Raw genomic sequence first — 22,810 nt, 5'->3', positions numbered from 1 at the left:
CTTATTATTTCGGTGATTGTTTTTGGTTGTTGTTGTCATTGCCGACGTTGTCATTAGCAACATCGTCATCGGCAACATCTTGTTTAGCTACATATAGACCTGCCATGAGCAAGCCAAGTTCAAACAGCAACCACATAGGTATGGCCAGCAGTGTTTGAGAAATCACATCCGGGGGCGTTAAAAACATACCCAAAACGAAGGCACTTACAATAATGTAGGGCCGTTTTTTACGCAAGCGGTCCGGCGTAGTAACGCCGCTCCAACAGAGTAAAATAATGACTACCGGAACTTCAAACGCCACCCCAAAAGCCAGAAAAATGGCTAGGACAAAATCTAAATAACGGGAAATGTCAGTGGCAATAGCCACGCCTTCGGGTGCGGCTCCGGTTAAGAAGCCAAGCGCCAACGGCAGCACCACAAAATAGGCAAAGGCAATGCCACCGTAAAATAATAGTGTGCTGCTAATTAATAACGGCGCGGCCAGGCGCTTTTCACGTTTATATAAACCCGGCGCAATAAAGGCCCAAACTTGCCACAGCAAATAAGGCACCACCACAACTATGGCAACCACCAGGGTTAATTTAAATGGGGTTAAAAACGGCGCCGCGACATCGGTAGCAATCATGCTGGAACCGACCGGCAAGTTAGCCAGCATCGGCTCTGCCAGCAGTTCGTAGATATCATTGGCGAATGCAGCCAAAGCGGCAAATACCAGCACTATGGCCAGCACCGACCGCAATAGCCGACGCCGTAACTCCAACAGGTGATCAAGTAGCGGAGAATCACTCATGCGAGTTGTCTTTCGTTGGCTTAGACACTGAATCCGTGCTGGTTTTATTGGTGTTGTCTACCGGTTCGGTCTTACTAGCATCGGTTGCCGCATAAGGCCGCTGAACCTGCGCCGCAGCCTGACGGAGTTCGGCCATGGAGCGTTGCAGCTCAGGGCTTAGTTTGTCGGCATCCAGTTGCTCGGCTTTTTGTAGGTGCTCATGCAGCTCTTTAATGCGCAGCTCATGATTTAGCTCCGCCTGCATTTTGCCGGCATAACCACGCACATTACTAATCATGCGCTGCAGCGATCGCAGCGCACCGGGCAAGCGCTCGGGGCCCAGCACCAGCAGACCAATAATCGCAATGAGCAGCAGCTCCCAAAAACCCAACTCAAACATAGCTGTTAGCTATCCTTGTTGCTGCGGCTAGCTGATTTTTTGTCAGTTTCAGACGCATCTTCTTTGTGTTGCGTTGAATCTTGCAATTCAGCTTTGTCGTCCTGCGCTTTGGGGTCTTTTTCGTCATCCTGCATGGTTTTCTTAAAACCTTTCACAGCATTGCCTAAATCACCGCCAATATTGCGCAACCTTTTGGTTCCAAACAATAAGACAATAATTGCCAACACAATCAGGAGTTGCCAAATGCTTATGCCCATAGTTCTGCTTCCTATAATGATGTAAAAGTGCTCACTGCTGTGAGCTAGTTATTTTTTGCTCGAATCCGGGCGGCTGCGAAAACCTTGCCAGGCGAAACCAGCGGTTAAACCCAAGGCTATTGCGGCCGGCCACCAGGGTTTTAAATGCACAAATAACAGGGTAGCACTTACTAGCATAGCGCCAGCCAATAGCGTCCACCAGCGACTGGTTGCCGCGCGTTCCTGTTGCTCTGTTAACTGTTTAATTAAACTCACCTGCTGTTGCTGAAAACTGCGTTGATGATGCAGCGTGTCGTACAACAAGGTCGGTACTTCTGGTAGTTTCTCGGCCCAATAGGGCGCATGTTCTTTGACCGAACTTAACACCTTACGCCAGCCAATTTGTTCATGCATCCAGCTTTCCAGATAAGGCTTCGCGGTTTTCCACAAATCTAACTGCGGATACAACTGCCGGCCTAAGCCCTCCACATACAGCAAGGTTTTTTGCAACAATACCAGTTGCGGCTGCACTTCCATTTCGAAGCGCCGGGCGGTATTGAACAAGTTTACCAACACATGACCGAATGAAATATCTGCCAGTGGTTTTTGGAATATAGGTTCACACACAGTGCGGATGGCCGACTCAAAATCTTCAATATTGGTATGCGCGGGCACCCAGCCTGAGTCCACGTGCAACTCGGCAACCTTGCGATAATCGCGATTAAAAAACGCCAGAAAATTCTCGGCCAAATAACGTTTATCGTCACGGTTCAAAGTACCAACAATACCGAAATCTATGCCGATATATTGCGGGTCATCGGGATTATCAGGGGACACAAAAATATTGCCCGGATGCATGTCGGCATGAAAGAAGCTGTCGCGAAAAACTTGTGTAAAAAATACTTCAACACCTCGCTCAGCCAGTAATTTCATGTCAACGCCGTTGGCGCGCAAGGTGTCTACATCACTAATTGGAATACCGTGAATGCGCTCCATCACCATCACATTTTCACGGCTGTAATCGCTGTACACCACCGGAATATAGAGCAGTTTCGAGCCTTCAAAGTTACGGCGCAACTGAATAGCATTGGCTGCTTCTCGCGCCAGGTTCAACTCGTCCAGCAGGGTTTTACGATATTCTTTCACCACTTCACGCGGCTTTAAGCGACGTCCGTCGGGTAAATGCCGCGCCAGCACCTGCGCCAGCGTTTCCATTAAGCTTAAGTCAGCATCTATGGTTTTACGGATATCAGGGCGTATCACCTTCACTATGATTTCGCGCTCAATACCCTTAACGTCGGTCAGTACGCCGGTGTGTACCTGGGCAATTGACGCTGACGCCAGTGGCGTTTGGTCAAAGTCGGCAAAAGCTTCTTTAATCGTAAGAAGACCCAGTGCCTGCTCAATAATTTTTTGCGCCTGATCGCCGGGGAACGGCTTCACTTTGTCCTGCAACATCGCTAATTCTAAGGCGACATCTGGCGGCAGCAAATCGCGCCGGGTTGATAGCATTTGCCCGAACTTCACCCACACCGGACCCAGCGACTCCAGCGCCAACCGCAAGCGCGCGCCAGGTGGTTTCTCTTTATGCTTGTTGCCTAACCAAAACAGCAAATGCCGACCAATACGAACCGACCAGGGCAGCCAGCGCGCCGGCACCAAGTCATCCAGGCCGTAATTCAAAAAGGTTTTGGTTATTTGGTAGAGCCGTTGTATGCGCATGTTAAGACGATTCCTGCTCGCGCCAGCGGCGCTCAAGACGATCTATCCGGGCCCGCAATTCCTGCAGCTGTGTTTTAACGATATCGAATTCAGTTTTACCCACCAGCACTCGCTTTTCTTCAACTAAGACTTCCTGCAACCACTGCTGCTGATCTTTGGTTTGCTGTTTCAGCCAGCTTTGGCTGCGTTTAAATACACTACCAAGCCAGTGCGCGGGAACGTCGCCAATACGCTGGGCCAGTTGGGTTTCCCAATCAATATCCAGCTGCAAAAATAACTGGCTGAATTGTTGTGCCAGCATAATGTCACCGTCAATATCCAGCGCATCGGCTTTAATCAAGCGGGTAATGTTGGCGGTGTCCTGCAATTCAGGTAGTACCGCCAGGCGGGTGCGAATAGTGCAATCGACCGCATCAGTATCGGCGCTTGATAACACCACTTGGCGACCGTGTACTGCTGCCGTCAGCGGTTGGCCCAGTTCTTCCAGCTCTACCCGTAAACGCTTGCCCTGCAAGCTTTGCAAACGTTCATCGCTGGCGTCATCTAAGGCCAGCAAGTCGTTCAGGCAGCGTTCAATTAGCAGCAGTGGAACCAGGCTTAACAATCGCATCAGAACTTGTATCCCCGATGCAGTGCCACTATACCGCCGGTTAAATTATCGTAACTGACCTGCTCAAAACCCACCGCTTCCATCATGCCTTTCAGGGTGTCCTGATCCGGATGCATGCGAATAGATTCGGCCAGATACTGATAGCTGTCGGCGTCGCCCGCTATCAACTGACCCATTTTCGGCAGTACATTGAAGGAGTAGAAATCGTAGGCCTGATTTAACATTTCGTGGGTTGGCTTGGAAAACTCCAATACCAATAATCGCCCACCTGGCTTGAGCACGCGCAGCATAGAGGCCAGCGCTTTACTTTTATCGGTAACGTTACGCAGCCCAAAGGCAATCGTAATAATATCGAAAGTGTCATCAGCAAATGGTAATTCTTCGGCGTTGGCCTGCACATAGCTCACGTTGCCAACGATGCCGCGATTGCGTAAACGGTCACGGCCCACACTCAGCATCGAGTTGTTAATGTCGGCCAGCACCACTTCGCCCTGTGGACCTACCCGACGCGAGAACTGCTCAGTTAAGTCACCCGTACCACCGGCAATATCCAACACCTTCTGACCGGCACGAACGCCGCTGCAGTCAATGGTGTAGCGCTTCCATAAACGATGAATACCAAATGACATCACGTCGTTCATAACGTCATACTTGCCCGCCACCGAATGAAACACATCGGCAACCAGCCCTTGCTTGGCATTTTTAGCTACTTTTTTATAGCCAAAATCAATCGTATCGGAGGCTTTGTCTGTCATGCTGAATCCCGTGGTCGTGAGCTTTTTTACTTGCTGTTAGTGTACTTTAAGATAGGCGCTTTGCCTATGCCTGAGCGTAGATATCGCGGCGTGGCAGCCAGCGTTCTATTAAGGCTTGTGACTGCTGTGGATAGTCACTCCACAGCTGTTGTGCCAAGATTTGTACCTGCGGCAATAAGTCGGCGTGTTTAACTAAATCCGCTACTTTCATTTCGGTTAAACCGGTTTGTCGCTGGCCCAGTAACTCGCCCGGCCCGCGCAGTTCCAAATCACGCTGCGCTATCACGAAGCCATCGTTGCTGTCACGCAGCACACCCAGACGTTGGGTGGCGGTTTTTGACAAAGGTGCGTGATACAACAACACACAATGACTGACCACCGCGCCACGCCCAACCCGGCCGCGCAACTGATGCAACTGCGCCAGTCCCAGCCGTTCGGGGTTTTCAATAATCATCAAGCTGGCGTTGGGCACATCCACGCCTACCTCTATTACCGTAGTGGCGACTAATAAGTTCAGTTCATTGGCTTTAAATGCCTGCATCACCGCTTCTTTTTCGGCGCTTTTCAGGCGGCCATGCACCAAACCTACTTTCAACTCAGGTAGCAGTTCCTGCAAGGTGGTGGCAGTGTCTTCGGCAGCCTGGCACTGCAAGGCTTCAGACTCCTCAATTAAGGTACACACCCAGTAAGCCTGGCGTTTGTCATTTACACAAACCTCGCGCACCCGGTCAATCACCTGATCGCGCCGGGTATCGGGAATGGCAACTGTGGTTACCGGCGTACGCCCAGGCGGAAGTTCGTCAATCACTGAAGTCGCTAAATCGGCGTAGGCGGTCATAGCCAGCGTGCGCGGAATTGGGGTTGCCGTCATAATTAGCTGATGCGGCTGAAAGCCTTGCTCTACGCCTTTTTCGCGCAACTCCAGCCGTTGGTGCACGCCAAATCGGTGTTGCTCATCAATAATCACCAACACCAGTTGCTGATAGTGCACTTCGGCCTGAAACAACGCGTGGGTGCCCACAATCAGTTGCACGTCACCGGCTTTAATAGCAGCCAGCGCCTGTTCCCGCGCTTTGCCTTTTTGCCGCCCGGCCAACCACCCCACTTGTATGCCAAGGGGTTCGAACCATTGCCGGAAGGTGAGTGCGTGCTGTTCAGCCAGTAATTCGGTAGGTGCCATTAACGCCACCTGATAGCCCTGAGCAATAGCAGTTAAGGCGCTCAGTGCGGCCACTAAGGTTTTGCCCGAGCCTACATCGCCCTGCACCAGCCGCATCATGGGCATAGGCAAGGCTAAATCCTGCTGTATTTCTGCAATAACGCGTTGCTGAGCACCGGTAGGTTTAAAAGGTAACTGTGCCAGAAACTCTTGTTGCAACTGACCGGTAGCCGGCAGCGCGCGGGCCTGATGTGACTGCTTCTGCGCCCGCAGTTGCAACAAACTTAATTGATGCGCCAACAGCTCTTCAGTAGCAAGGCGTTGCTGCGCCGGATGGCTGCCATCCAACAACAGCTGCAGCGACACATCCAGTGGCGGCCGATGCAAAGTCTGAATAGCTGCCACTAAACTTAACCCTTGCGGCTGTAAGCTCTCGGGCAGTAGTTCCGGCAATGCCTGGGGGTTTAAAAAGGTTAAGGCCTGTTCACTGAGTTTGCGCAAAGTCGCCTGATGCACACCATCGGTGGTGGGATACACCGGCATTAAGGTGTCTTCCAGTGGAATTTCCTGACCGCTGTCGTAACTCTTGTATTCCGGATGAACCATTTGTGGCCCTTGCAAGCCCCGGCGTGCTTCGCCGAACACCCACAATGGCTGCCCCGTAGTAAATTGTTTCAACTGGGCAGCGCTAAACTGAAAAAACACCAGCGTCAGCATACCGCTGTTGTCTTTTACCTTCACATTCAGCATGCGCCGGCGGCCATAGGTAATGTCGGCGCTAATCACTTCGGCAATCACGGTAGCTGAAGTGCCTTGTTGCAACTGCGCTATGGGGTATACGCGGGAGCGGTCTTCATAACGCAAAGGTAAATGCAGCAATAAGTCCTGCACACTTACCAGCCCAAGCTTGGCTAGTTTATCCACCACTTTAGGGCCAACGCCTTTCAGGGCGGTTAGCGGAATTTTATGCAAACCCGACTCAAAAGCGGATTGGCTTTGAGTCACTTTGGTGGTCATTTTTGTGCCAGCCGTATTTGTTGCCACCAGGCCTCATCAGCCATAATTTGTCCCTGCTCGTCTAACTCCGGATACGGAATATTTTTTTGCCGACATAGTTTGGCAAAAATCGGATGCCCACCTTCAAACAACACCCGGTGGCGCTCGGCGGCGCTTAAACGAGGTGCCGCGTACATACCAGCCAATTCGCGCTGACGCTGTGCTTCATACAAAACTACTGCAGCAGCTACCGACACATTGAGTGATTGCGCCATGCCGACCATGGGAATCACTATTTGATGATCCGCAGCCGCAATAGACTCTGCGCTAACACCATGCTTTTCCTGACCCATAACAATACAGGTTGGGCGGGTATAGTCCACTTCGCGAAAATCTATTGCGGTGTCGGACAAATGCGTAACCAGCACTTGCATGCCCTGCGCTTGCAGGTCACGTAAGGTGTTAGTGCTAGTCGGTTCCTGATGATGATGCACCCGCACCCAGTTTTGACTACCCATAGCGGTGCCGCCGGCTACCCGGCCTTTGCGATCAAACCACACGGCGTGCATCTCATGTACACCCACCGCATCGGCAGTGCGAACCACGGCGGATAAATTATGGTTTTTATGCACACCCTCTAAACATAAGGTTAAGTCAGGTTGGCGTGTGTCCAGCAGCGCATTAATTCGCGCAAAACGTTCAGGCGACATGGCGGAACTTCATTTCCTGTGTAATTTTTCAAAGTTGTGCCAGTATAACGATATTTGCTAAGCCACGTCACCGCTGCAAGGAGCAAAAAAATGCCAATTCCGGTGCTTGTTGAGCATGCTGATTTTATTATTGTGGATAAGCCCGCAGGCAGTCATATGCACAGCCAGCATGGTCAGCAAAGTCTGGTGCAGCAACTAAGCGCACAACTGGATGAACAATTGTGGCCGGTGCACCGGTTAGATGCCGGTACATCCGGACTACTGATTCTGGCCCGCAGCGGTCACGCCGCAGCCAACTTCGGCAAACTGTTCGAACAGCATCAGCTGGAAAAGTTTTATGTTGCCGTAGCCGCGGGTAAACCGAAAAAGAAACAAGGCTGGGTGCGCGGTGATATGGCTAAAGCCAGAAACGGCAACTGGAAGCTCAGCAAATCTATGAACAATCCTGCCTGCACTCAGTTCTTTAGTTATGCCTTACCCGAAACGCCCGGGTACCGCTGGTATATGTTGCGCCCGCTTACCGGGCGTACGCATCAGTTGCGGGTGGCTTTAAAAAGTATTAGCGCACCTATTTTAGGAGACACCCGTTACGGTGCAGCCACTACTGATGATCAAGCCGAGCGCCTGTACTTACATGCATACGCTTTGCGCTTCCAGTATCAGAACGAGCTTATCGAGCTAGTGCAACCACCAACAGCCACCGGCTACTTTGCACAGGTTGCCTCGGTGCTGGAACAACCAGAGTTTAACAAACCATGGCAGTTGTTATGGCCAGCTATTGCCGATCGTAGTAACCCCTGACATACTCAGGGGTAACATAAAGAGGACATAAAACTATGAGATTACGTCTAAAAACCCCACTTATCGCGCGCCGCTTCGGCGTTCTTGCACTTGCTATCAGCACCTCGGCATTTGCCTTTTCGGGCCCTGCAATGGCGCAGGACAAAGCATCAGTTTCCAGTCAACTTGAGCAGCAGGTGATTGAGTGGCGACGTGATTTCCACGAGTACCCAGAACTGAGTAACCGCGAATTTAAAACTGCAGAAAAAATTGCCAAGCACCTGGAAAGTTTAGGATTAGAAGTTGAAACCGGCATTGCGCATACCGGTGTTGTTGCCCTGCTAAAAGGTGGCAAACCAGGCCCAACCATTGCCATGCGAGCTGATATTGATGCTTTGCCCGTGGTTGAGCGCACCGATGTTCCGTTTAAGTCAGAAGTAACCTCAGAGTACCGCGGCAACGAAGTTGGCGTGATGCACGCTTGCGGCCACGATACTCACATTGCCATGTTGCTAGGTGCGGCTACGTACCTGACCGAGAATCGTGAAAACGTACGCGGTGACATTCTGTTTATCTTCCAGCCTGCCGAAGAAGGCGCGCCAGAAGGTGAAGAAGGCGGCGCTGAACTGATGCTGAAAGAAGGTCTGTTTACCAAGTATGAGCCAGAGGCTGCGTTTGGTATTCACATTACCTCAGGCATGAACACCGGCGTTATTGGTTACCGCAAAGGTCCGTTAATGGCATCATCAGACACCTTTGAAATTACCGTAGAAGGTCGTCAAACGCACGGTTCACGGCCATGGGGCGGCGTTGACCCAATAGTAACGGCCGCACAGATTATTAATAACACCCAAACTATTGTGAGCCGCCAGATAGACATTACCAAGGCGCCAGCGGTAGTTTCCTTCGGTATTGTTGAAGGCGGTGTACGTAACAACATTATTCCTGACGAAGTAACCTTAATTGGTACTATTCGTAATTTCGACATGGGTATTCGTCAGCAGATTTTCGACAAGCTAACCCATACTGCCGAAAGCACAGCTGTTACTAATGGTGCTGAAGCACACGTGCACATTAATGAAGGCTACCCGGTTACCATGAACGACGTTGATCTGGTGACCAAAATGCTGCCAACGGTAGAAGCTGTTGCCGGGGCTGAGAAAGTGGTTGAAATGCCGCTGATTACTGGTGCCGAAGACTTCTCGTTTTACGCGCTGGAAGTGCCAGGCATGTTTGTGTTCTTAGGTGCCACACCTCCGGGCGAAAATCCAGCTGAAGCACCAAGCAACCATTCTCCGTTATTTTACGTAGATGAAGATGCATTGAAAACGGGCACCAATTTATACATCAATTGGGCGTTAGATTACGGCAGGGATGGCTAACAGTCATGCACTACTCTTATATAGCCAGACAACCTATATTTGATCGTTCTTTACAGGTTTATGGCTACGAACTGTTGTTTCGCAACAGCGACGAGAATGTATTCCCGGACTTGCATCCGGACGAAGCCACTTCTCAGCTGTTGCTGCAACAGCATTTGATTGGTGACATTGATACCGTCTGCTTAGGTAAGCAGGCGTTTATCAACTTTCACTCCAATACCATTATTCACAAATTTCCCAATTTCCTGGATTCCAAAAATGTTTGGATTGAGTTGCTGGAAACCGTCGACATAAGTCCTGAATTACGTAAAGCCTGCGATATCACCTCGCGTCATGGCTACCGCATTGCGCTGGACGATCATGACTTCTCCGATCGCTGGCAACAGCTCATGCCCAACATTAATCTGGTTAAAATTGATATTCAGGATCACGGCCTGAATTTAGAAAAACGCTTACGCTGGTTTAAAGAGCGCGGCTTGCCATTACTGGCTGAGTGCGTGGAAACTCAGGACGAATTCGATGCCTGTAAAGAACTCGGCTTTGATTTCTTTCAGGGCTTCTTCTTTGAACGTCCGGAAATTATCAAACGCCAGTCGCTAAGCCCGCAAAAAGCCAGCATGCTGAGCTTAATGAGCGAAGTATTTAAAGCAGAGCTGGATTTCAAAAAACTCGCGAAGGTTATTCAAGCCGACCTGTCGCTCACCTATAGCTTATTAAAGCTGGTAAATAGCCCGGCAGTAGGGTTACGCACGCAGGTACGGGATATTGGCCACGCGCTGGCGTATTTAGGCGAAGCCGAAGTAAAGAAATACCTGGCGTTAGTTATTCTGGCGAATATTTCTAACGACCAACCGGAAGAGCTGAACATTAAGTCGCTCACCCGGGCCCGCTTTATGGAGCTGATTTTACAAAACGGGGAAGAACGCCGCGATGGTTCATCAGCCTTTATGGTAGGCATGCTGAGTTTAATCGATGTGATTTTGCAGCAACCGCTGGATGACATTTTGGCAAAATTGCCATTAGCCCCGGAGCTGAACGAAGCCTTAACCGAGCGCTCAGGTAAAATTGGTCGCATGCTGGCTATTGTTGAAGCTTACGAGCAAGCCGACTGGGATAAGGTAGACACCTTAATGTCAGCCCAAAACCTGAATGACATGGACTTAGGCAAGCTGTATCTGGACGCTAGTCAGTGGTGCCGGTTATTGCTGGCTGCCTGACAACCATTTAATAAAACTAAAAAGGCCGCAACAGTTAACTGTTGCGGCCTTTTTTAATGGTGCTTCAGAAGAAACTAGTCTTTCTTCAACTGCTCGCGAATCACTTTCTTGTCGATTTTGCCCACGCTGGTACGCGGTATTTCATCAACTACTGTCACTGAATCCGGTACTGCCCATTTGGCAATCATACCTTTATCAATGAACGGCTGCAGGTGATCACGAATGTCATCTAAGCTCAGGTCGCCGCCATTTTTCAGGGTCACCATGACATGTGGACGCTCGTCCCATTCTGCATCTGGTAAGCCAACCACAGCGCTTAAATCAACCGCCGGATGCTGACTAATTAAGTTCTCCAGATCCAGCGAAGAAACCCATTCGCCACCGGTTTTAATCACATCTTTAATACGGTCACGAATTTGCAGCACATGATTGCCGTCAATGGTGCCTACGTCACCGGTATGCAACCAGCCGTTCTGCCACAGCTCTTTGCTCTTATCCGGTTCATGCAGATAACCCTGAGTTAACCATGGCGTACGTACCACCACTTCACCCATAGCCTCGCCGTCATGCGGTAAAAATTGACCTTTGCTGTCTAAAATACCCATGTCTACCAGCGGCACCGGAACACCAGTGCGAGTGCGGGTTTTCACCTGCTCATCGCCACTTTGATTCGCAAAGTCGTCCTGCAACCAGGTGGTACATAGCAATGGGCAGGTTTCGGACAGGCCGTAACCGGTGTAAGCATCAATGCCGCGCTCTTTCGCCGCTTTCACCAAACCTTCGGTAGCTGCACTGCCGCCCAGCAATACTTGCCAGCCGCTGAAGTCGATATCTTTGGCTTTTTCGCTGCTTAGCACCATTTGCAAAATGGTCGGTACACAATGCGAGAAGGTCACTTTTTCGGTCACAAACAGCTTTAACAGCTGCGGTGGATCGTAACGACCCGGATATACCTGCTTCAAACCCAGCATAGTAGCCACATAAGGCACACCCCAGGCATGCACATGGAACATCGGCGTTATCGGCATATACACGCTTTCTGACTGCAACAACTGCATCTGGGTATTCATGCTGGTAGTGGCTGACAAGGCCAAGGTATGCAGCACTAACTGCCGATGCGTAAAGAACACACCTTTTGGATTGCCGGTGGTACCTGTGGTGTAAAAAGTAGTGGCAACGGCATTTTCGTCAAAGTCCGGGAACTCGTGATGTACGTCAGCATTAATCATGAGCTGTTCGTACTCACCAATCACTTCCAGCGGTGCTTCCTGTGGTTTCTCTTCATCGCTCAACTGAATAAAGCCGTGCACGGTTTCCAGTTGGTCTTTCACCTGTGCCATTAACGGCAAAAAGTCGTCGTGTACCAGCACCAAGTCATCTTTGGCGTGGTTCATGGTGTAAACAATTTGCTCAGGCGCCAGGCGCACATTCACGGTGTGTAACACCGCACCCAACATCGGGATGGCAAAGAAGCACTCCAAATACCTTGGGGTGTCCCAATCAAGTACCGCTACTGTGTCGCCCTGTTTAACACCGGCCGCCGTCAGCACATTAGCTAACTGGCGCACGCGCTGGTTAAACTCGGTGTAGCTATAGCGCTTACCGTTATTGCCGCCGACAATTTCACGGTCGCCGCCATAACGTTCACTGGACAGTAACAGCTGCTTAATCAGCAGCGGATACTGGTAGGCTTCTTCGGTAGATTCAATCAGCTTAACGCTGGCCATAATGCTTCCTCATTGTTTGGTCGTTATTATTTTTAGCTGACTTCAAACTAGCTGTTGGAATCGGTTAAGGCAAATTTTCGCGCTACCTCATACAGGTCGGTACGACGGTCTTTTAAGTTGGTCACCGAACCCTCGTGATGCAGGTAACGCAGTTCGTCCAGGTTCAAATCCGAGAAGATAAGCTGCTCGGTATTCGGCGTGGTTTCCGACATAATAGCGTCATACGGAAAGGCAAAGTCCGACGGTGAAAATACCGCTGACTGCGCATATTGCACATCCAGACTTTCCACCTGTGGCAAGTTACCAACGCTACCGCAAATAACCACATAGCACTCGTTTTCAACCGCACGTGCCTGCGCACAATGGCGCACTCTTAAATAAGCATTACGGGTGTCAGTCCAAAATGGCACAAATAAAATTTCCAAACCTTCAGCAGCCATTAAGCGGCCAAGCTCCGGAAACTCCACGTCGTAACAAATCAAAATACCAACACGGCCGGCATCGGTGTCGAATACCCGCACTTTGTCGCCGCCTTCAATAACCCAGTCGCGCTTTTCATGCGGGGTTACATGCAGCTTACGTTGCTCTTCCACAGTACCGTCACGGCGGCACAGGTAAGACACGTTATAAATAGTGTTTTCTTCCTGCAACGGCATCGAGCCGGTAATAATGTTCACGTTATAGCTCACCGCCATTTGTGACATTTCTTTCTTAAAGCGCTCGGTGTAACCCGCCAGAAAACGAATCGCGTCCATTTGCTGACTTTGATCCGTTAAGCCCATAAGCGGCGCATTAAAGAACTCCGGGAACACTGCAAAGTCACTTTGATAACTCGATAGTGCGTCGACAAAGTATTCCACCTGACGCAGCATTTCTTCCACTGAATCAACTTCACGCATCTGCCACTGAATAGCACCTACGCGCACGCTACGAATACGGGTGGTCAGCACGTTGTTGGAAGGCTCAAACAAGAAGTTGTTCCACTCCAGCAAAGTCGCAAAACCTTTGGAACGCTTGTCTTCCGGTAAATACTTACCCAATAGCCGCTTCACGTTAAAGTCGTTGGCTAACTGGAACGTCAGAATAGGGTCATAAATTTCCCGCTTCTGTACTTTATCAATGTACTGACCTGGCGTTAGCTCTTCGCTCACTTTGTGATAATTCACAATGCGGCCACCGGCTAAAATGGCGCGCAGGTTAGACTGCCGGCATAGCTCTTTACGGGCATCGTATAAGCGTCGACCCAACCGGTAGCCGCGATAGTCCGGATGAATCAGTACGTCCAGGCCATATAGAGCGTCACCTTTTTTCTCATTTAGAATATTTTCGCGCTTATCCATTAAGTCGTCGTAGGTATGCGGGTTACTAAACCGCGCATAGGTAACCTTCACGGTTAGCGCCACGCCAACAATTTTGCCGTTATCTTCCAGGCATAACTGACCCTCTGGAAACTCTTTGGTCAGCTTTAAAATAGTGTGTTCGCCCCAGGCGCCACCAATATCTGGATACACCACGTCCATTAAATCGCGCAATTGCGGGTAATCTTCAGGGCGTAAATTACGTAGTTGTAGGTGTAACTCTTCCGGACTCATATAAATTCCTGTGTATTCTTGGGTTTCTTAGCGAATAGTGTACCTTAACGAAAGCACAACGCGTATATATTGACGATTGCACATTTTACTTAAGCCGTATAAACTTCTGGACGTCTAAAAATGAATAACCAACCAAAGCGAGAAGTTATGACTGAACCTGCCAGCGCCCGTGCGTTATTGCCTTTGGCGCTTTTTTTGTTGCTGTTCTTAGGTACCGGTATATATTTTCAAGTAACCGGTGTTGATTATGCTTTCTATCAGTTGCCAAGCCCGGTAGCCATTTTACCGGCCATCGCTTTGGGTGTGCTGTTAAGCAAACAACCTTTCGAAGCGCGCATTGATACCTTTGTATCGGGCGTTGGTGAACGCAACATAGTTACCATGTGCCTTATTTACCTGCTGGCCGGCGCGTTCTCAACCGTTGCCGCTGCCACCGGTGGCGTTGACGCCATGGTAGCACTTGGGCTGAATATTATTCCTGCCTCGTTTTTGCTACCCGGCCTGTTTTTAATTGCTGCGGTAGTGTCTACCGCCATGGGTACCTCCATGGGAACTCTGGCCGCACTGGCACCGGTGGCGCTGGGGTTAGGTCAGGCCGCCAATATCGACTTAGCTTTACTGGCCGGCGTGTTAGTAAGTGGCGCTATGTTTGGCGACAACTTGTCGATTATTTCTGACACCACCATAGCCGCAACCCGAACACAGGGCTGTGCCATGCGCGACAAATTCAAAGCCAACCTAAAAATAGCTGTTCCGGCCGCAATTTTAACCCTGGTTTGGTTAATCAGTTACGACACTGGTGCCACTATTCCAGAAATACCTGAAGCAAACGCCTGGCTGAGCGTACCTTACTTCGCCATTATTCTGCTGGCGGTACTGGGCATGAATGTATTCGTGGTGCTCAGCTTAGGTATTGTGCTGGCGGCCGCCTTTGGCATGGTGGCGGTGGGCTACCAATGGGTAGCCTTTAGCAACGACATTTATAAAGGCTTCGAGAGCATGCAAGAGATCTTCTTGCTGTCACTGCTCATTGGTGGTCTGTCGGCGCTTATTCGTCAGCAAGGCGGTCTGGCATTTCTGGCCAAAACGGTGGCCAGCGTTACCCGCCGCATCAGCAAACATAAGCAGCAATCTGCCGCGTTCGGTATTAGTGGCCTAACCGCACTAACCAACGTGTGTGTGGCGAACAATACAGTAACCATATTGCTAAGCGGTGAAGTAAGTAAAAAGCTGGCAGAAGAAGGTGATTTGGCGCCACGCCAAAGTGCCAGCCTGCTGGATATATTTGCTTGTGTGGTGCAAGGGGTGCTGCCCTACGGTGCGCAGGCACTGTTAATGGGGGCTAGCTTTGGGTTGTCGCCGTTAGATGTGAGCATTCATACGGGTTACTGCTTCATTCTGGCCGCGGTGGCGGTGGCGATGATTATCTGGCGCAAACCCCTAGAGTCGCGCCAGAACACCGTGGATGCTGCAACCGAGACCGCTTAGTTGGTGCTCGGTAACTCCATTACGCCGTCTATTTCAATTTGCGCGCCTTTGGGTAATGCTCTTACGCCAATGGCCGCACGGGCGGGGTATGGAGTTTCAAAGAAGCTGGCCATCACTTCGTTCACAATCGCGAACTGACCCAAGTCGGTTAAGTAAATCTGTACTTTTACCATGTCCTGCAAGCTGCCACCGGCAGCTTCGCATACCGCGGTCAGGTTCTTAAATACTTGCTCAGCCTGCTGCCGGAAATCCTCACTCACAAATTCCATAGTGCTTGGCACCAGTGGGATTTGGCCGGACAAATACACTGTGGTGCCAATTTTCACCGCTTGTGAATAGGTACCGATAGCGGCCGGAGCTTTATCCGTACTAATAATTACTTTTGACATACTATTTCCTTAAACGCGTCACGCGTTGAACATATGACATCTTGCGAATATGGCGAATAACGTCAGCTAAATGCTTACGCCCGCGAACCGTTAAACCCACATCAATATAATAAACATTGGCGTCAATTTCTTCGGTCTTCAAGCCGTGAATATTACAGCCCGTTGACGCAATATTCGCCGTTAATTTGGCCAATGCACCCTGATGATTTACAACTTCAACCCGTACCTCGGTCACGAACTCCGAGGTCGTGTTTTCGTCCCAGGTAACCGGGAAATACTTACCAGGTTCGTCTTCATGCCCCCGTACATTTTTACATTCGCGGCGGTGCACAACTAAGCCTTTACCCGGACTCACGTGCGCCACAATATCGTCACCCGGAATCGGTCGGCAGCACTTGGCAAAGCCAACCAGCAGGCCTTCAGCACCTTTAATGGCAAGCTTGCGGTTAGTCACATTACTTTCGTCTTTGGTGTTGGTAATTTCACCCATCAGTCGTTTCGCAATAGCCACTGACATCATATTACCCAAACCAATTTCGCTTAATAACTGCTCCAGCGATTCCATTTTGGTTTCTTTGAGAACCCGCTCAAAATCGCTCAGTGGAATCTCGTCGTAACTGGCATTACCGAGCGCAGCGCGAAGTAAGCGCTCACCCAATGCCGCCGCTTCGCGAGCTTCCTGGCTTTTCAGGTACTGACGAATTTTCGCCCGCGCCTTGCCGGTCACCACAAAATTCAGCCAGGCAATATTCGGACGCGAACCTGGTGCGGTTTTAATCTCAACTGTTTGCCCGGTTTCCAGTTGCTTACTGAGCGAATACACCCGGTGATTTACCCGGGCGCCAATACAGGTGTTACCAATATCGGTATGCACTGCATAGGCAAAATCCACTGGTGTTGCACCCTGCGGCAATTCAATAATGCGGCCGTCGGGGGTGAATACGTACATTTCTTCGGGAAACAGCTCAGATTTCACGTTTTCAATAAACTCAAACGCATTACCGGTGCTTTGCTGCAATTCCAGCAAGCTTTGCATCCACTTGCTGGCCCGCACTTGTGCGGTGGTACCGCTTTCTTCATCCGATTTATACAGCCAGTGGGCGGCAACTCCGCGGTCGGCCATTAAATTCATTTCTTCGGTGCGAATTTGTATTTCCACCGGAATGCCATGCGGCCCTTTCAATGAGGTATGCAGCGACTGATAGCCATTCGACTTAGGAATCGCAATGTAATCTTTGAAGCGCGTTTCAATAGGTTTGTACAGGTTATGCAGCGCACCCATCACGCGATAGCAGGTGTCTACTTCATCCACCACCACGCGGAAGGCGTAAATATCCATGACTTCTTCGAATTTCAGCTCTTTGTGCAGCATCTTTTTGTAAATGCTGTACAGATGTTTCTCGCGTCCGCTAACCGTGGCTTTAATACCAACTTCGTGCAGTCGACGTTCAATTTCACCCTGCACCCGCTCAACCAGTTCGCGGCGATTACCGCGCGCCTTTTTAACCTGCGATTCCAACAAATGCGAACGCCACGGATACAGCGCTTTAAAGCCCAGCCGCTCCAGTTCGTTTTTAATATCGTGAATACCCAGGCGATGCGCCAGTGGGGCGTAGATTTCCAAAGTTTCGCGGGCAATGCGGCGGCGTTTGTCGGGGCGTAAATGACCTATGGTACGCATGTTGTGGGTGCGGTCGGCCAGCTTAATAAGAATCACGCGAATGTCCTGCACCATCGCCATAATCATTTTGCGATAGTTTTCAGTTTGCAGTTCTTCTTTGGATTCAAAGTGCAGCTTGTCGAGTTTAGACACGCCTTCCACCAGCTCAGCTACGGTAGCGCCAAACTGCTCAGCTAAATCATCGCGGGTAACGTTGGTGTCTTCGATTACGTCATGCAGCAATGCCGCCATGATGGTTTCATGGTCCAGCCACATGTCGGCCAGAAGGCCAGCAACGGCCACCGGATGGGTAATATAAGGCTCGCCGCTGCGACGTTTTTGTTCGCTGTGCGCGGCATCCGCTACCACAAAAGCAGCTGCTGTCCGCTCCACCTGTTCAGGTGGCAGATAGTCGGCTAACTGCTGGCGCAAACCTTCAAATAAATACACCAAATACTCCCAAAAAACGTGGCTTCGTTTTAAGAATACGGAGATCTAACAAAAAAGCCAATGCGAAACGCACTGGCTTGATTTAATTCTTCTTATTCTTGCTAATTCACGTGCTCACTATAGCGAACAACTACTGTTTGTAGCAGGCGTGCTTAGCTAATTCCGCGGATAGCATCAACTGCTGCTAACTCGTCAGCATCCTGACGTTTAGTAGCTTGCTGCTCTTCTGCGTCTAAGCGTGCAGCGTCAATGAAGCCTTCTTCGATTTCGCGTAACGCAATAACCGTCGGCTTTTCATTTTTCCAAGGTACCATTGCATCTTTACCTTGAATGGCCAATTGACGGGCGCGGCGTGATGCCACCAAAATCAGATCAAAGCGATTACCAATTTGATCAACAGCATCTTCAACAGTTACGCGAGCCATAGCTTCACTCCAAAAATTCGTTACATTTTAAAACAGGTCAGGAATTATACGGATTTACTGCCCGTTAGCCAAGAGATCTTTTAGGGTTTGTGCATGGCGCATCTGCTGTAAAGGCATTCGCTGACGCCTTGCCAGCACAATATGTTCCAGGGTTTGCAGCGACGCATCGAAATCATCGTTCATAATTAAGTAATCAAAATCATGGTAATGCGAGATTTCGGCCCGCGCTTTGGCCATACGTTTGGCGATTACTTCTTCACTGTCCTGACCGCGATTTCGCAAGCGCTGCTCCAGCACTGTGAGGCTGGGCGGCATAATAAAAATAGACTGCACTTGCGGGTAAGCTTCGCGAACCTGATTGGCGCCCTGCCAATCAATATCCAGAAACACATCCACACCTTGCTTTAACGTTTCTTCAATCACAGTACGCGAGGTGCCGTAGTAATTGTCGAATACCTGCGCCCACTCGTAGAACTCATTTTGTTCAATGCGCGCTTCAAACTGAGCTTTGGTCAGGAAGTGGTAATGCACACCATCTTTTTCGCCCGGCCGGGGCGCGCGCGTGGTGCAGGACACTGAAACTTGCATGGACCCATCGTGGTGTTTATTCAACAGCTCACGAATCAGGCTAGATTTACCTGCCCCACTGGGGGCTGCAAGAATAAACAAATTGCCATCGGCAGTTACAGATGAGGTCATATAATAGTTCTTCGAAGTTGTTGAGTCCGATTGAGGCCGTATTTACATACATTTACCCAAATACACGGATGCATACAAATAATTACGATATAGGCACTTGCTAATGGCCACAAATGATAGCATGTTGAATGTACCTGCGCACCTAACAGCGCAAGCATCGAATTGCTTACTAACAGGAGAAGGGTTATGACAGGCTGGATTATACTAGGCATTGTGGCAGTGCTGGTTATTTACCTCATAGCTATCTACAACAAACTGGTGGCACTGAAAAACCAGTTCGAAAATGCATTCGCACAAATTGAAGTACAACTTAAACGCCGCTACGACTTAATCCCTAACTTAGTCGAAACCGCGAAAGCTTATTTATCGCATGAGCGCGAAACGCTGGAAGCTGTTATAGATGCGCGTAATCAGGCTGCCTCGGCCTTGCCAAAAGCGGCACAAAATCCGGGCGACACCAACGCCATGGCAGAACTTTCGGGTGCTGAAGGCCAGCTTGGCAGCGCGCTGGGTCGTTTGAATGTAGTGATGGAAGCCTACCCTGACTTAAAAGCTAATCAGAACATGATGCAAGTGTCTGAAGAACTTACGACTACCGAAAACCGCGTCGCGTTTTCACGCCAGGCGTTTAACGATGCAGTTATGGCTTACAACACTTACCGCCAGTCGTTCCCGCCAATTGCGGTAGCAGGTATGTTTGGCCATAGCACCGATGCTAGCCTGTTAGAATTTGAAGACAGCGCTGAAATTCAAGCCGCACCCAAAGTGCAGTTCTAATTCGTTATGGTTAATTTCTTCTCGCATCAACAAGAAGCCAAACGCAACACCACCTTGCTGGTGGTGTTATTTCTGATCGCCTTCGCACTTATTATTGGTGTTACCACCTTAGTTATTGGTATTGGTTTCGGCGTTATGGAAAGCCGCGGCCAGCCCGGTGGTGGCGGTGCGCAGGAGTTTGCCATTGACCCGCAAGCGGCCATGATGACGGCGCTGGTGGTGTTTGCCGTTATCGCTACCGTAATGCTGGTGAAGTGGCTGGCATTGCGTCCGGGTGGACACGTGGTCGCCGAGCAGCTTGGTGGTCAGTTGGTGTCGCCCGACAGTCAGGATCCGACCGAACGGCGTGTACTAAACGTGGTTGAAGAAATGGCTATAGCCGCCAACATGCCGGTGCCGGCGGTATATATATTGCCCGAAGAGTCCGCCATTAACGCCTTTGCTGCCGGGTATAAAAGCAAAGATGCGGTTATTGGTTTAACGCGGGGCGCTATCGACAGCTTTTCGCGCGAACAATTACAAGCCGTAGTTGCACACGAATTTAGTCATATATTGAACGGCGATATGCGCCTGAATATTCGCCTCATTGCCGCACTGGCGGGTATTTTGTTTATCTCGCACATGGGCCGCATGCTGATTTATTCAGGTGCTATGTCGCGTGGGCGTAACAACAAAAATAATATTGGCCCGTTAATTGGTATTGGTTTACTGATTGTGGGTGCCATTGGTGTGCTATTCGGGAATTTGATCAAAGCCGCCGTGAGTCGCCAACGCGAGTACCTGGCCGATGCCGCAGCGGTGCAGTTTACCCGTAATCCCGATGGCCTGGCCGGCGCTTTAAAGCAAATTGGTGCGCGCCAGCAAGGTAGTAAAATTGAACATAAAAATGCCGACGAAGCCGCTCACTTGTTCTTTGGGCAGGCAATTAGCCGCTGGTTCTCGCTAATGTCCACGCACCCACCATTGGAACAGCGCATTAAGCGTTTGCAACCAAGCTGGGACGGTAATTACCCAGAACCGCAAAGTTTTCATGCCCAACCTGAAAGCCCGGATTCCAGCGCTGCCGCAAACGCTGCCATGCGCAGTGAACGCTTCGCCGCGTTAGCTATTCCGGCGTTGCTGCTGGAGCAATTGCATCAACCCCAGCCAGCCGCGAAAGCCCTGCAGAACCTGTTTGTGGAAACCTTAACCGACGGCTCAACTAAGTTTGACGCTGCCCAGCAGTTAGCTTTGGTTGAGTTAGCGCTGCCTGCACTGCGCAAGTTGGGCAAACCCGAACAGGCCGCCTTGCTGGAAGACTTAAAAGCCCGCACTGAAAACGCCGATCTGTTTCACTGGGGTTTGTATCAATTACTAGCACGCCAATTGCTGCCCGACTCAGCTTTCGCTAAGCGTTTGGGTAAAGGCCAGGCGGTTGCCGTTACCTTACGGGCCTTAGCAGATGCCGGCCATAGCGATACCGCAGAAGCAGCAGCGGCCTATCAGCACGGCATTAAACGCCACTTCAAAGGCGTGCCTGACTATAGCGCTACCGAGGTAACTAAGGCGCAACTGGAACTGGCGCTAAACACCTTGAGTGGCTGGTCGCCAACAGCAAGCGAGCGGTTACTGAAGTGCTGGATTGCCTGCGTACAGTATGATCGGGAAATTACGGCCGACGAACGCAAGCTGCTATTAACTTTAAGCGCCTGTATTGACGAGCCGTTACCGGACGAAATACTAGACGAGCTGCAGCAAGACTAAGCCAGCTTCGGTTATCTAAACTGGCAGCCCTGACAACAAAAAGCCCGGCAAGCGCAACGCTTACCGGGCGTTTTTTATTCTATGAATTACTTGCTAGCCAGCTCAATTAAGTAATCGGCCAGCGACCCCATACCAGTGCGTTCCAAGCCTGCGGTTTGCTCAGCTTTTTGGTTGTAATTGGTGTTGGTGTTCACGTCATACACGAACAATTCACCAGCGGCAGTTTCAATAAACTCAATACCAGCTACCTGAATATTGGCTTGTCGCAGGAACCCTTCCAGGTTGGTAATAATGGCATGCTGGTCATACTTATAAGTAACGGTGAATTTAGCCGGCGTCTCAGTCGTGCTCTGTGTTTCACTCTCTGCTTCAGTATCGGTAGTAGGACAAAAGCTATCGCCAATGTCACACACATCGGCCGGGCATAACTCAAAGCCGCCTTCGGTATTTACCTGCACGGCATACACAAATTTCTGATTCACAAATTCGGCGCGGGTAATGTGCGGCTGCGCCGGCGCAATATAAGCCTGTAGCAACCAGATGCCATCCAGCGGCGCTTCGTAATCCGGCCCGTTTACGTATGCAGCCAGGCCAGCTTCGTCATCAAAACGAATAACGCCCAAACCTTTACCGCCACGGTTTGGCTTCAGAATAAGTGGCCACTGATCAAACTCACGTGCCGCCGGCACAATGTCGTCTCGCCCAACTACCGGGCGTGTGCGTGGCGTGGTTAACCCCGCCTGCTCTAACGCGGCATACTGGGACAGCTTACATACTTCCAGGTACAGCGCGTCGGTACCGTTCACCACAGTTTGCTCATGGCGTTCTAACCAGGTTAAGGCCATACGCGTTAGCTCAGGTGCAAAACGGTGCCCGCGGGTGTGTGAAGACGCGCTCATGCGATTGTAATACACCGCATCGGCAGGTTTCTGGTCGTAGCTAATGGCACCTTCATGCACGAACCATTCTTTGGCGGTTACACCGCGTTTACTAAACTCAGCCCGCAGTGGCACTAACCATTCTTCGTTTTCGTGAATAATGAAAATATCGCGCATCTGTACCGTAACCTTAACTAACGTGAGTCGAATGTGAGAAACTATAGCAATGATAATAGCTGGCACCCG

21 protein-coding genes are annotated in these 22,810 nt (G+C 50.3%); 6 read left to right on the top strand and 15 right to left on the bottom strand.

What is annotated here, in order from left to right:
• Positions 1-4: 4 nt before the first annotated feature.
• From tatC to trmH, 8 genes are all read right to left on the bottom strand, one after another.
• A complete protein-coding gene (tatC, locus tag CCE91_RS09670) occupies positions 5-790 on the bottom strand; it encodes a twin-arginine translocase subunit TatC (protein ID WP_086435078.1) in 786 nt (261 codons plus the stop codon).
• A complete protein-coding gene (gene tatB, locus CCE91_RS09665; protein WP_086435077.1) occupies positions 783-1,169 on the bottom strand; it encodes a Sec-independent protein translocase protein TatB in 387 nt (128 codons plus the stop codon). The genes tatC and tatB overlap by 8 nt, the downstream gene beginning before the upstream one ends.
• A gap of 5 nt (positions 1,170-1,174) precedes the next feature.
• The gene (tatA, locus tag CCE91_RS09660; RefSeq protein ID WP_086435076.1) at positions 1,175-1,426 is read right to left on the bottom strand and encodes a Sec-independent protein translocase subunit TatA; all 252 of its coding nucleotides are present in this window, start codon (positions 1,424-1,426) and stop codon (positions 1,175-1,177) included.
• Positions 1,427-1,474: 48 nt separating this feature from the next.
• Complete coding sequence (ubiB, locus tag CCE91_RS09655) at positions 1,475-3,127, bottom strand: ubiquinone biosynthesis regulatory protein kinase UbiB (RefSeq protein WP_086435075.1); 1,653 nt, start codon at positions 3,125-3,127, stop codon at positions 1,475-1,477.
• 1 nt (position 3,128) lies between these two features.
• Positions 3,129-3,737 carry a ubiquinone biosynthesis accessory factor UbiJ gene (locus CCE91_RS09650; protein ID WP_086435074.1) on the bottom strand — a complete coding sequence of 203 codons (609 nt, stop codon included), beginning with the start codon at positions 3,735-3,737 and terminating at the stop codon, positions 3,129-3,131.
• A complete protein-coding gene (gene ubiE / locus CCE91_RS09645) occupies positions 3,737-4,492 on the bottom strand; it encodes a bifunctional demethylmenaquinone methyltransferase/2-methoxy-6-polyprenyl-1,4-benzoquinol methylase UbiE (RefSeq protein WP_086435073.1) in 756 nt (251 codons plus the stop codon). The genes CCE91_RS09650 and ubiE overlap by 1 nt, the downstream gene beginning before the upstream one ends.
• A gap of 64 nt (positions 4,493-4,556) precedes the next feature.
• On the bottom strand, positions 4,557-6,668 hold the full coding sequence (recG, locus tag CCE91_RS09640; RefSeq protein WP_086435072.1) for an ATP-dependent DNA helicase RecG: 2,112 nt from the start codon (positions 6,666-6,668) through the stop codon (positions 4,557-4,559).
• A complete protein-coding gene (trmH, locus tag CCE91_RS09635; protein WP_086435071.1) occupies positions 6,665-7,357 on the bottom strand; it encodes a tRNA (guanosine(18)-2'-O)-methyltransferase TrmH in 693 nt (230 codons plus the stop codon). Before trmH ends, recG begins: the two co-directional genes overlap by 4 nt.
• Before the next feature lie 90 nt (positions 7,358-7,447).
• On the opposite strand from trmH, the gene CCE91_RS09630 reads away from it, so the two are divergent.
• The 3 genes from CCE91_RS09630 to CCE91_RS09620 all read left to right on the top strand — a co-directional run bounded on the left by CCE91_RS09630 (position 7,448) and on the right by CCE91_RS09620 (position 10,736).
• On the top strand, positions 7,448-8,158 hold the full coding sequence (locus CCE91_RS09630) for a TIGR01621 family pseudouridine synthase (RefSeq protein WP_086435070.1): 711 nt from the start codon (positions 7,448-7,450) through the stop codon (positions 8,156-8,158).
• A 131-nt stretch (positions 8,159-8,289) separates the two neighbouring features.
• Positions 8,290-9,519 (top strand): amidohydrolase, encoded by a 1,230-nt coding sequence (locus CCE91_RS09625; protein WP_086435192.1) that lies wholly within the window; start codon positions 8,290-8,292, stop codon positions 9,517-9,519.
• Positions 9,520-9,524: 5 nt separating this feature from the next.
• Positions 9,525-10,736 (top strand): EAL and HDOD domain-containing protein, encoded by a 1,212-nt coding sequence (locus CCE91_RS09620; RefSeq protein WP_086435069.1) that lies wholly within the window; start codon positions 9,525-9,527, stop codon positions 10,734-10,736.
• Between the two features lie 74 nt (positions 10,737-10,810).
• Here the strand turns inward: CCE91_RS09620 and CCE91_RS09615 are convergent, their stop codons facing one another.
• Positions 10,811-12,463 (bottom strand): fatty acid--CoA ligase, encoded by a 1,653-nt coding sequence (locus CCE91_RS09615; RefSeq protein WP_086435068.1) that lies wholly within the window; start codon positions 12,461-12,463, stop codon positions 10,811-10,813.
• 47 nt (positions 12,464-12,510) lie between these two features.
• A complete protein-coding gene (locus CCE91_RS09610) occupies positions 12,511-14,055 on the bottom strand; it encodes a bifunctional GNAT family N-acetyltransferase/carbon-nitrogen hydrolase family protein (protein WP_086435067.1) in 1,545 nt (514 codons plus the stop codon).
• A gap of 120 nt (positions 14,056-14,175) precedes the next feature.
• Between CCE91_RS09610 and CCE91_RS09605 the strand changes: the two genes are divergently transcribed.
• Positions 14,176-15,543 (top strand): Na+/H+ antiporter NhaC family protein, encoded by a 1,368-nt coding sequence (locus CCE91_RS09605; protein WP_198678019.1) that lies wholly within the window; start codon positions 14,176-14,178, stop codon positions 15,541-15,543.
• On the opposite strand, the gene CCE91_RS09600 is transcribed toward CCE91_RS09605, so the two are convergent.
• From CCE91_RS09600 to gmk, 4 genes are all read right to left on the bottom strand, one after another.
• Positions 15,540-15,932, bottom strand: a complete 393-nt coding sequence (locus CCE91_RS09600; protein WP_086435065.1) for a RidA family protein — start codon at positions 15,930-15,932, stop codon at positions 15,540-15,542. The two genes, CCE91_RS09605 and CCE91_RS09600, sit on opposite strands and share 4 nt — an antisense overlap.
• A 1-nt stretch (position 15,933) precedes the next feature.
• The gene (gene spoT, locus CCE91_RS09595; protein WP_086435064.1) at positions 15,934-18,042 is read right to left on the bottom strand and encodes a bifunctional GTP diphosphokinase/guanosine-3',5'-bis pyrophosphate 3'-pyrophosphohydrolase; all 2,109 of its coding nucleotides are present in this window, start codon (positions 18,040-18,042) and stop codon (positions 15,934-15,936) included.
• A 152-nt stretch (positions 18,043-18,194) separates the two neighbouring features.
• Positions 18,195-18,467, bottom strand: coding sequence for a DNA-directed RNA polymerase subunit omega (gene rpoZ, locus CCE91_RS09590; protein ID WP_086435063.1), 273 nt, complete (start codon positions 18,465-18,467; stop codon positions 18,195-18,197).
• A gap of 54 nt (positions 18,468-18,521) precedes the next feature.
• Entirely contained in the window at positions 18,522-19,166 is a 645-nt protein-coding gene (gene gmk, locus CCE91_RS09585; protein ID WP_086435062.1) for a guanylate kinase, read from the bottom strand.
• Positions 19,167-19,352: 186 nt separating this feature from the next.
• Between gmk and CCE91_RS09580 the strand changes: the two genes are divergently transcribed.
• Together CCE91_RS09580 and CCE91_RS09575 are read left to right on the top strand one after the other, a co-directional pair.
• Positions 19,353-19,943, top strand: a complete 591-nt coding sequence (locus CCE91_RS09580) for a LemA family protein (RefSeq protein ID WP_086435061.1) — start codon at positions 19,353-19,355, stop codon at positions 19,941-19,943.
• 6 nt (positions 19,944-19,949) lie between these two features.
• Positions 19,950-21,686: a M48 family metallopeptidase gene (locus tag CCE91_RS09575; RefSeq protein ID WP_086435060.1), complete on the top strand. Its 1,737-nt coding sequence runs from the start codon at positions 19,950-19,952 to the stop codon at positions 21,684-21,686.
• Positions 21,687-21,772: 86 nt separating this feature from the next.
• Here the strand turns inward: CCE91_RS09575 and CCE91_RS09570 are convergent, their stop codons facing one another.
• Positions 21,773-22,741 (bottom strand): ATP-grasp domain-containing protein, encoded by a 969-nt coding sequence (locus tag CCE91_RS09570; protein WP_086435059.1) that lies wholly within the window; start codon positions 22,739-22,741, stop codon positions 21,773-21,775.
• Positions 22,742-22,810 lie beyond the last annotated feature (69 nt).

Origin of the sequence: Pseudidiomarina planktonica (genome assembly GCF_900177775.1) — a bacterium.
Lineage (GTDB): Bacteria > Pseudomonadota > Gammaproteobacteria > Enterobacterales > Alteromonadaceae > Pseudidiomarina > Pseudidiomarina planktonica.
The sequence above is the reverse complement of the archived record's forward strand: the minus strand, read 5'-3'. Positions and strand labels throughout refer to the sequence as shown.

Coding starts and splice junctions, on each gene's coding strand:
- recG (WP_086435072.1), bottom strand. CDS start 6,668: ATGACCACCAAAGTGACTCAAAGCCAATCCGCTTTTGAGTCGGGTTTG.
- CCE91_RS09600 (WP_086435065.1), bottom strand. CDS start 15,932: ATGTCAAAAGTAATTATTAGTACGGATAAAGCTCCGGCCGCTATCGGT.
- ubiE (WP_086435073.1), bottom strand. CDS start 4,492: ATGACAGACAAAGCCTCCGATACGATTGATTTTGGCTATAAAAAAGTA.
- CCE91_RS09650 (WP_086435074.1), bottom strand. CDS start 3,737: ATGCGATTGTTAAGCCTGGTTCCACTGCTGCTAATTGAACGCTGCCTG.
- rpoZ (WP_086435063.1), bottom strand. CDS start 18,467: ATGGCTCGCGTAACTGTTGAAGATGCTGTTGATCAAATTGGTAATCGC.
- CCE91_RS09625 (WP_086435192.1), top strand. CDS start 8,290: ATGGCGCAGGACAAAGCATCAGTTTCCAGTCAACTTGAGCAGCAGGTG.
- tatB (WP_086435077.1), bottom strand. CDS start 1,169: ATGTTTGAGTTGGGTTTTTGGGAGCTGCTGCTCATTGCGATTATTGGT.
- trmH (WP_086435071.1), bottom strand. CDS start 7,357: ATGTCGCCTGAACGTTTTGCGCGAATTAATGCGCTGCTGGACACACGC.
- CCE91_RS09580 (WP_086435061.1), top strand. CDS start 19,353: ATGACAGGCTGGATTATACTAGGCATTGTGGCAGTGCTGGTTATTTAC.
- CCE91_RS09610 (WP_086435067.1), bottom strand. CDS start 14,055: ATGAGTCCGGAAGAGTTACACCTACAACTACGTAATTTACGCCCTGAA.
- CCE91_RS09630 (WP_086435070.1), top strand. CDS start 7,448: ATGCCAATTCCGGTGCTTGTTGAGCATGCTGATTTTATTATTGTGGAT.
- tatC (WP_086435078.1), bottom strand. CDS start 790: ATGAGTGATTCTCCGCTACTTGATCACCTGTTGGAGTTACGGCGTCGG.
- ubiB (WP_086435075.1), bottom strand. CDS start 3,127: ATGCGCATACAACGGCTCTACCAAATAACCAAAACCTTTTTGAATTAC.
- CCE91_RS09615 (WP_086435068.1), bottom strand. CDS start 12,463: ATGGCCAGCGTTAAGCTGATTGAATCTACCGAAGAAGCCTACCAGTAT.
- CCE91_RS09575 (WP_086435060.1), top strand. CDS start 19,950: ATGGTTAATTTCTTCTCGCATCAACAAGAAGCCAAACGCAACACCACC.
- gmk (WP_086435062.1), bottom strand. CDS start 19,166: ATGACCTCATCTGTAACTGCCGATGGCAATTTGTTTATTCTTGCAGCC.
- CCE91_RS09570 (WP_086435059.1), bottom strand. CDS start 22,741: ATGCGCGATATTTTCATTATTCACGAAAACGAAGAATGGTTAGTGCCA.
- CCE91_RS09620 (WP_086435069.1), top strand. CDS start 9,525: ATGCACTACTCTTATATAGCCAGACAACCTATATTTGATCGTTCTTTA.
- CCE91_RS09605 (WP_198678019.1), top strand. CDS start 14,176: ATGAATAACCAACCAAAGCGAGAAGTTATGACTGAACCTGCCAGCGCC.
- tatA (WP_086435076.1), bottom strand. CDS start 1,426: ATGGGCATAAGCATTTGGCAACTCCTGATTGTGTTGGCAATTATTGTC.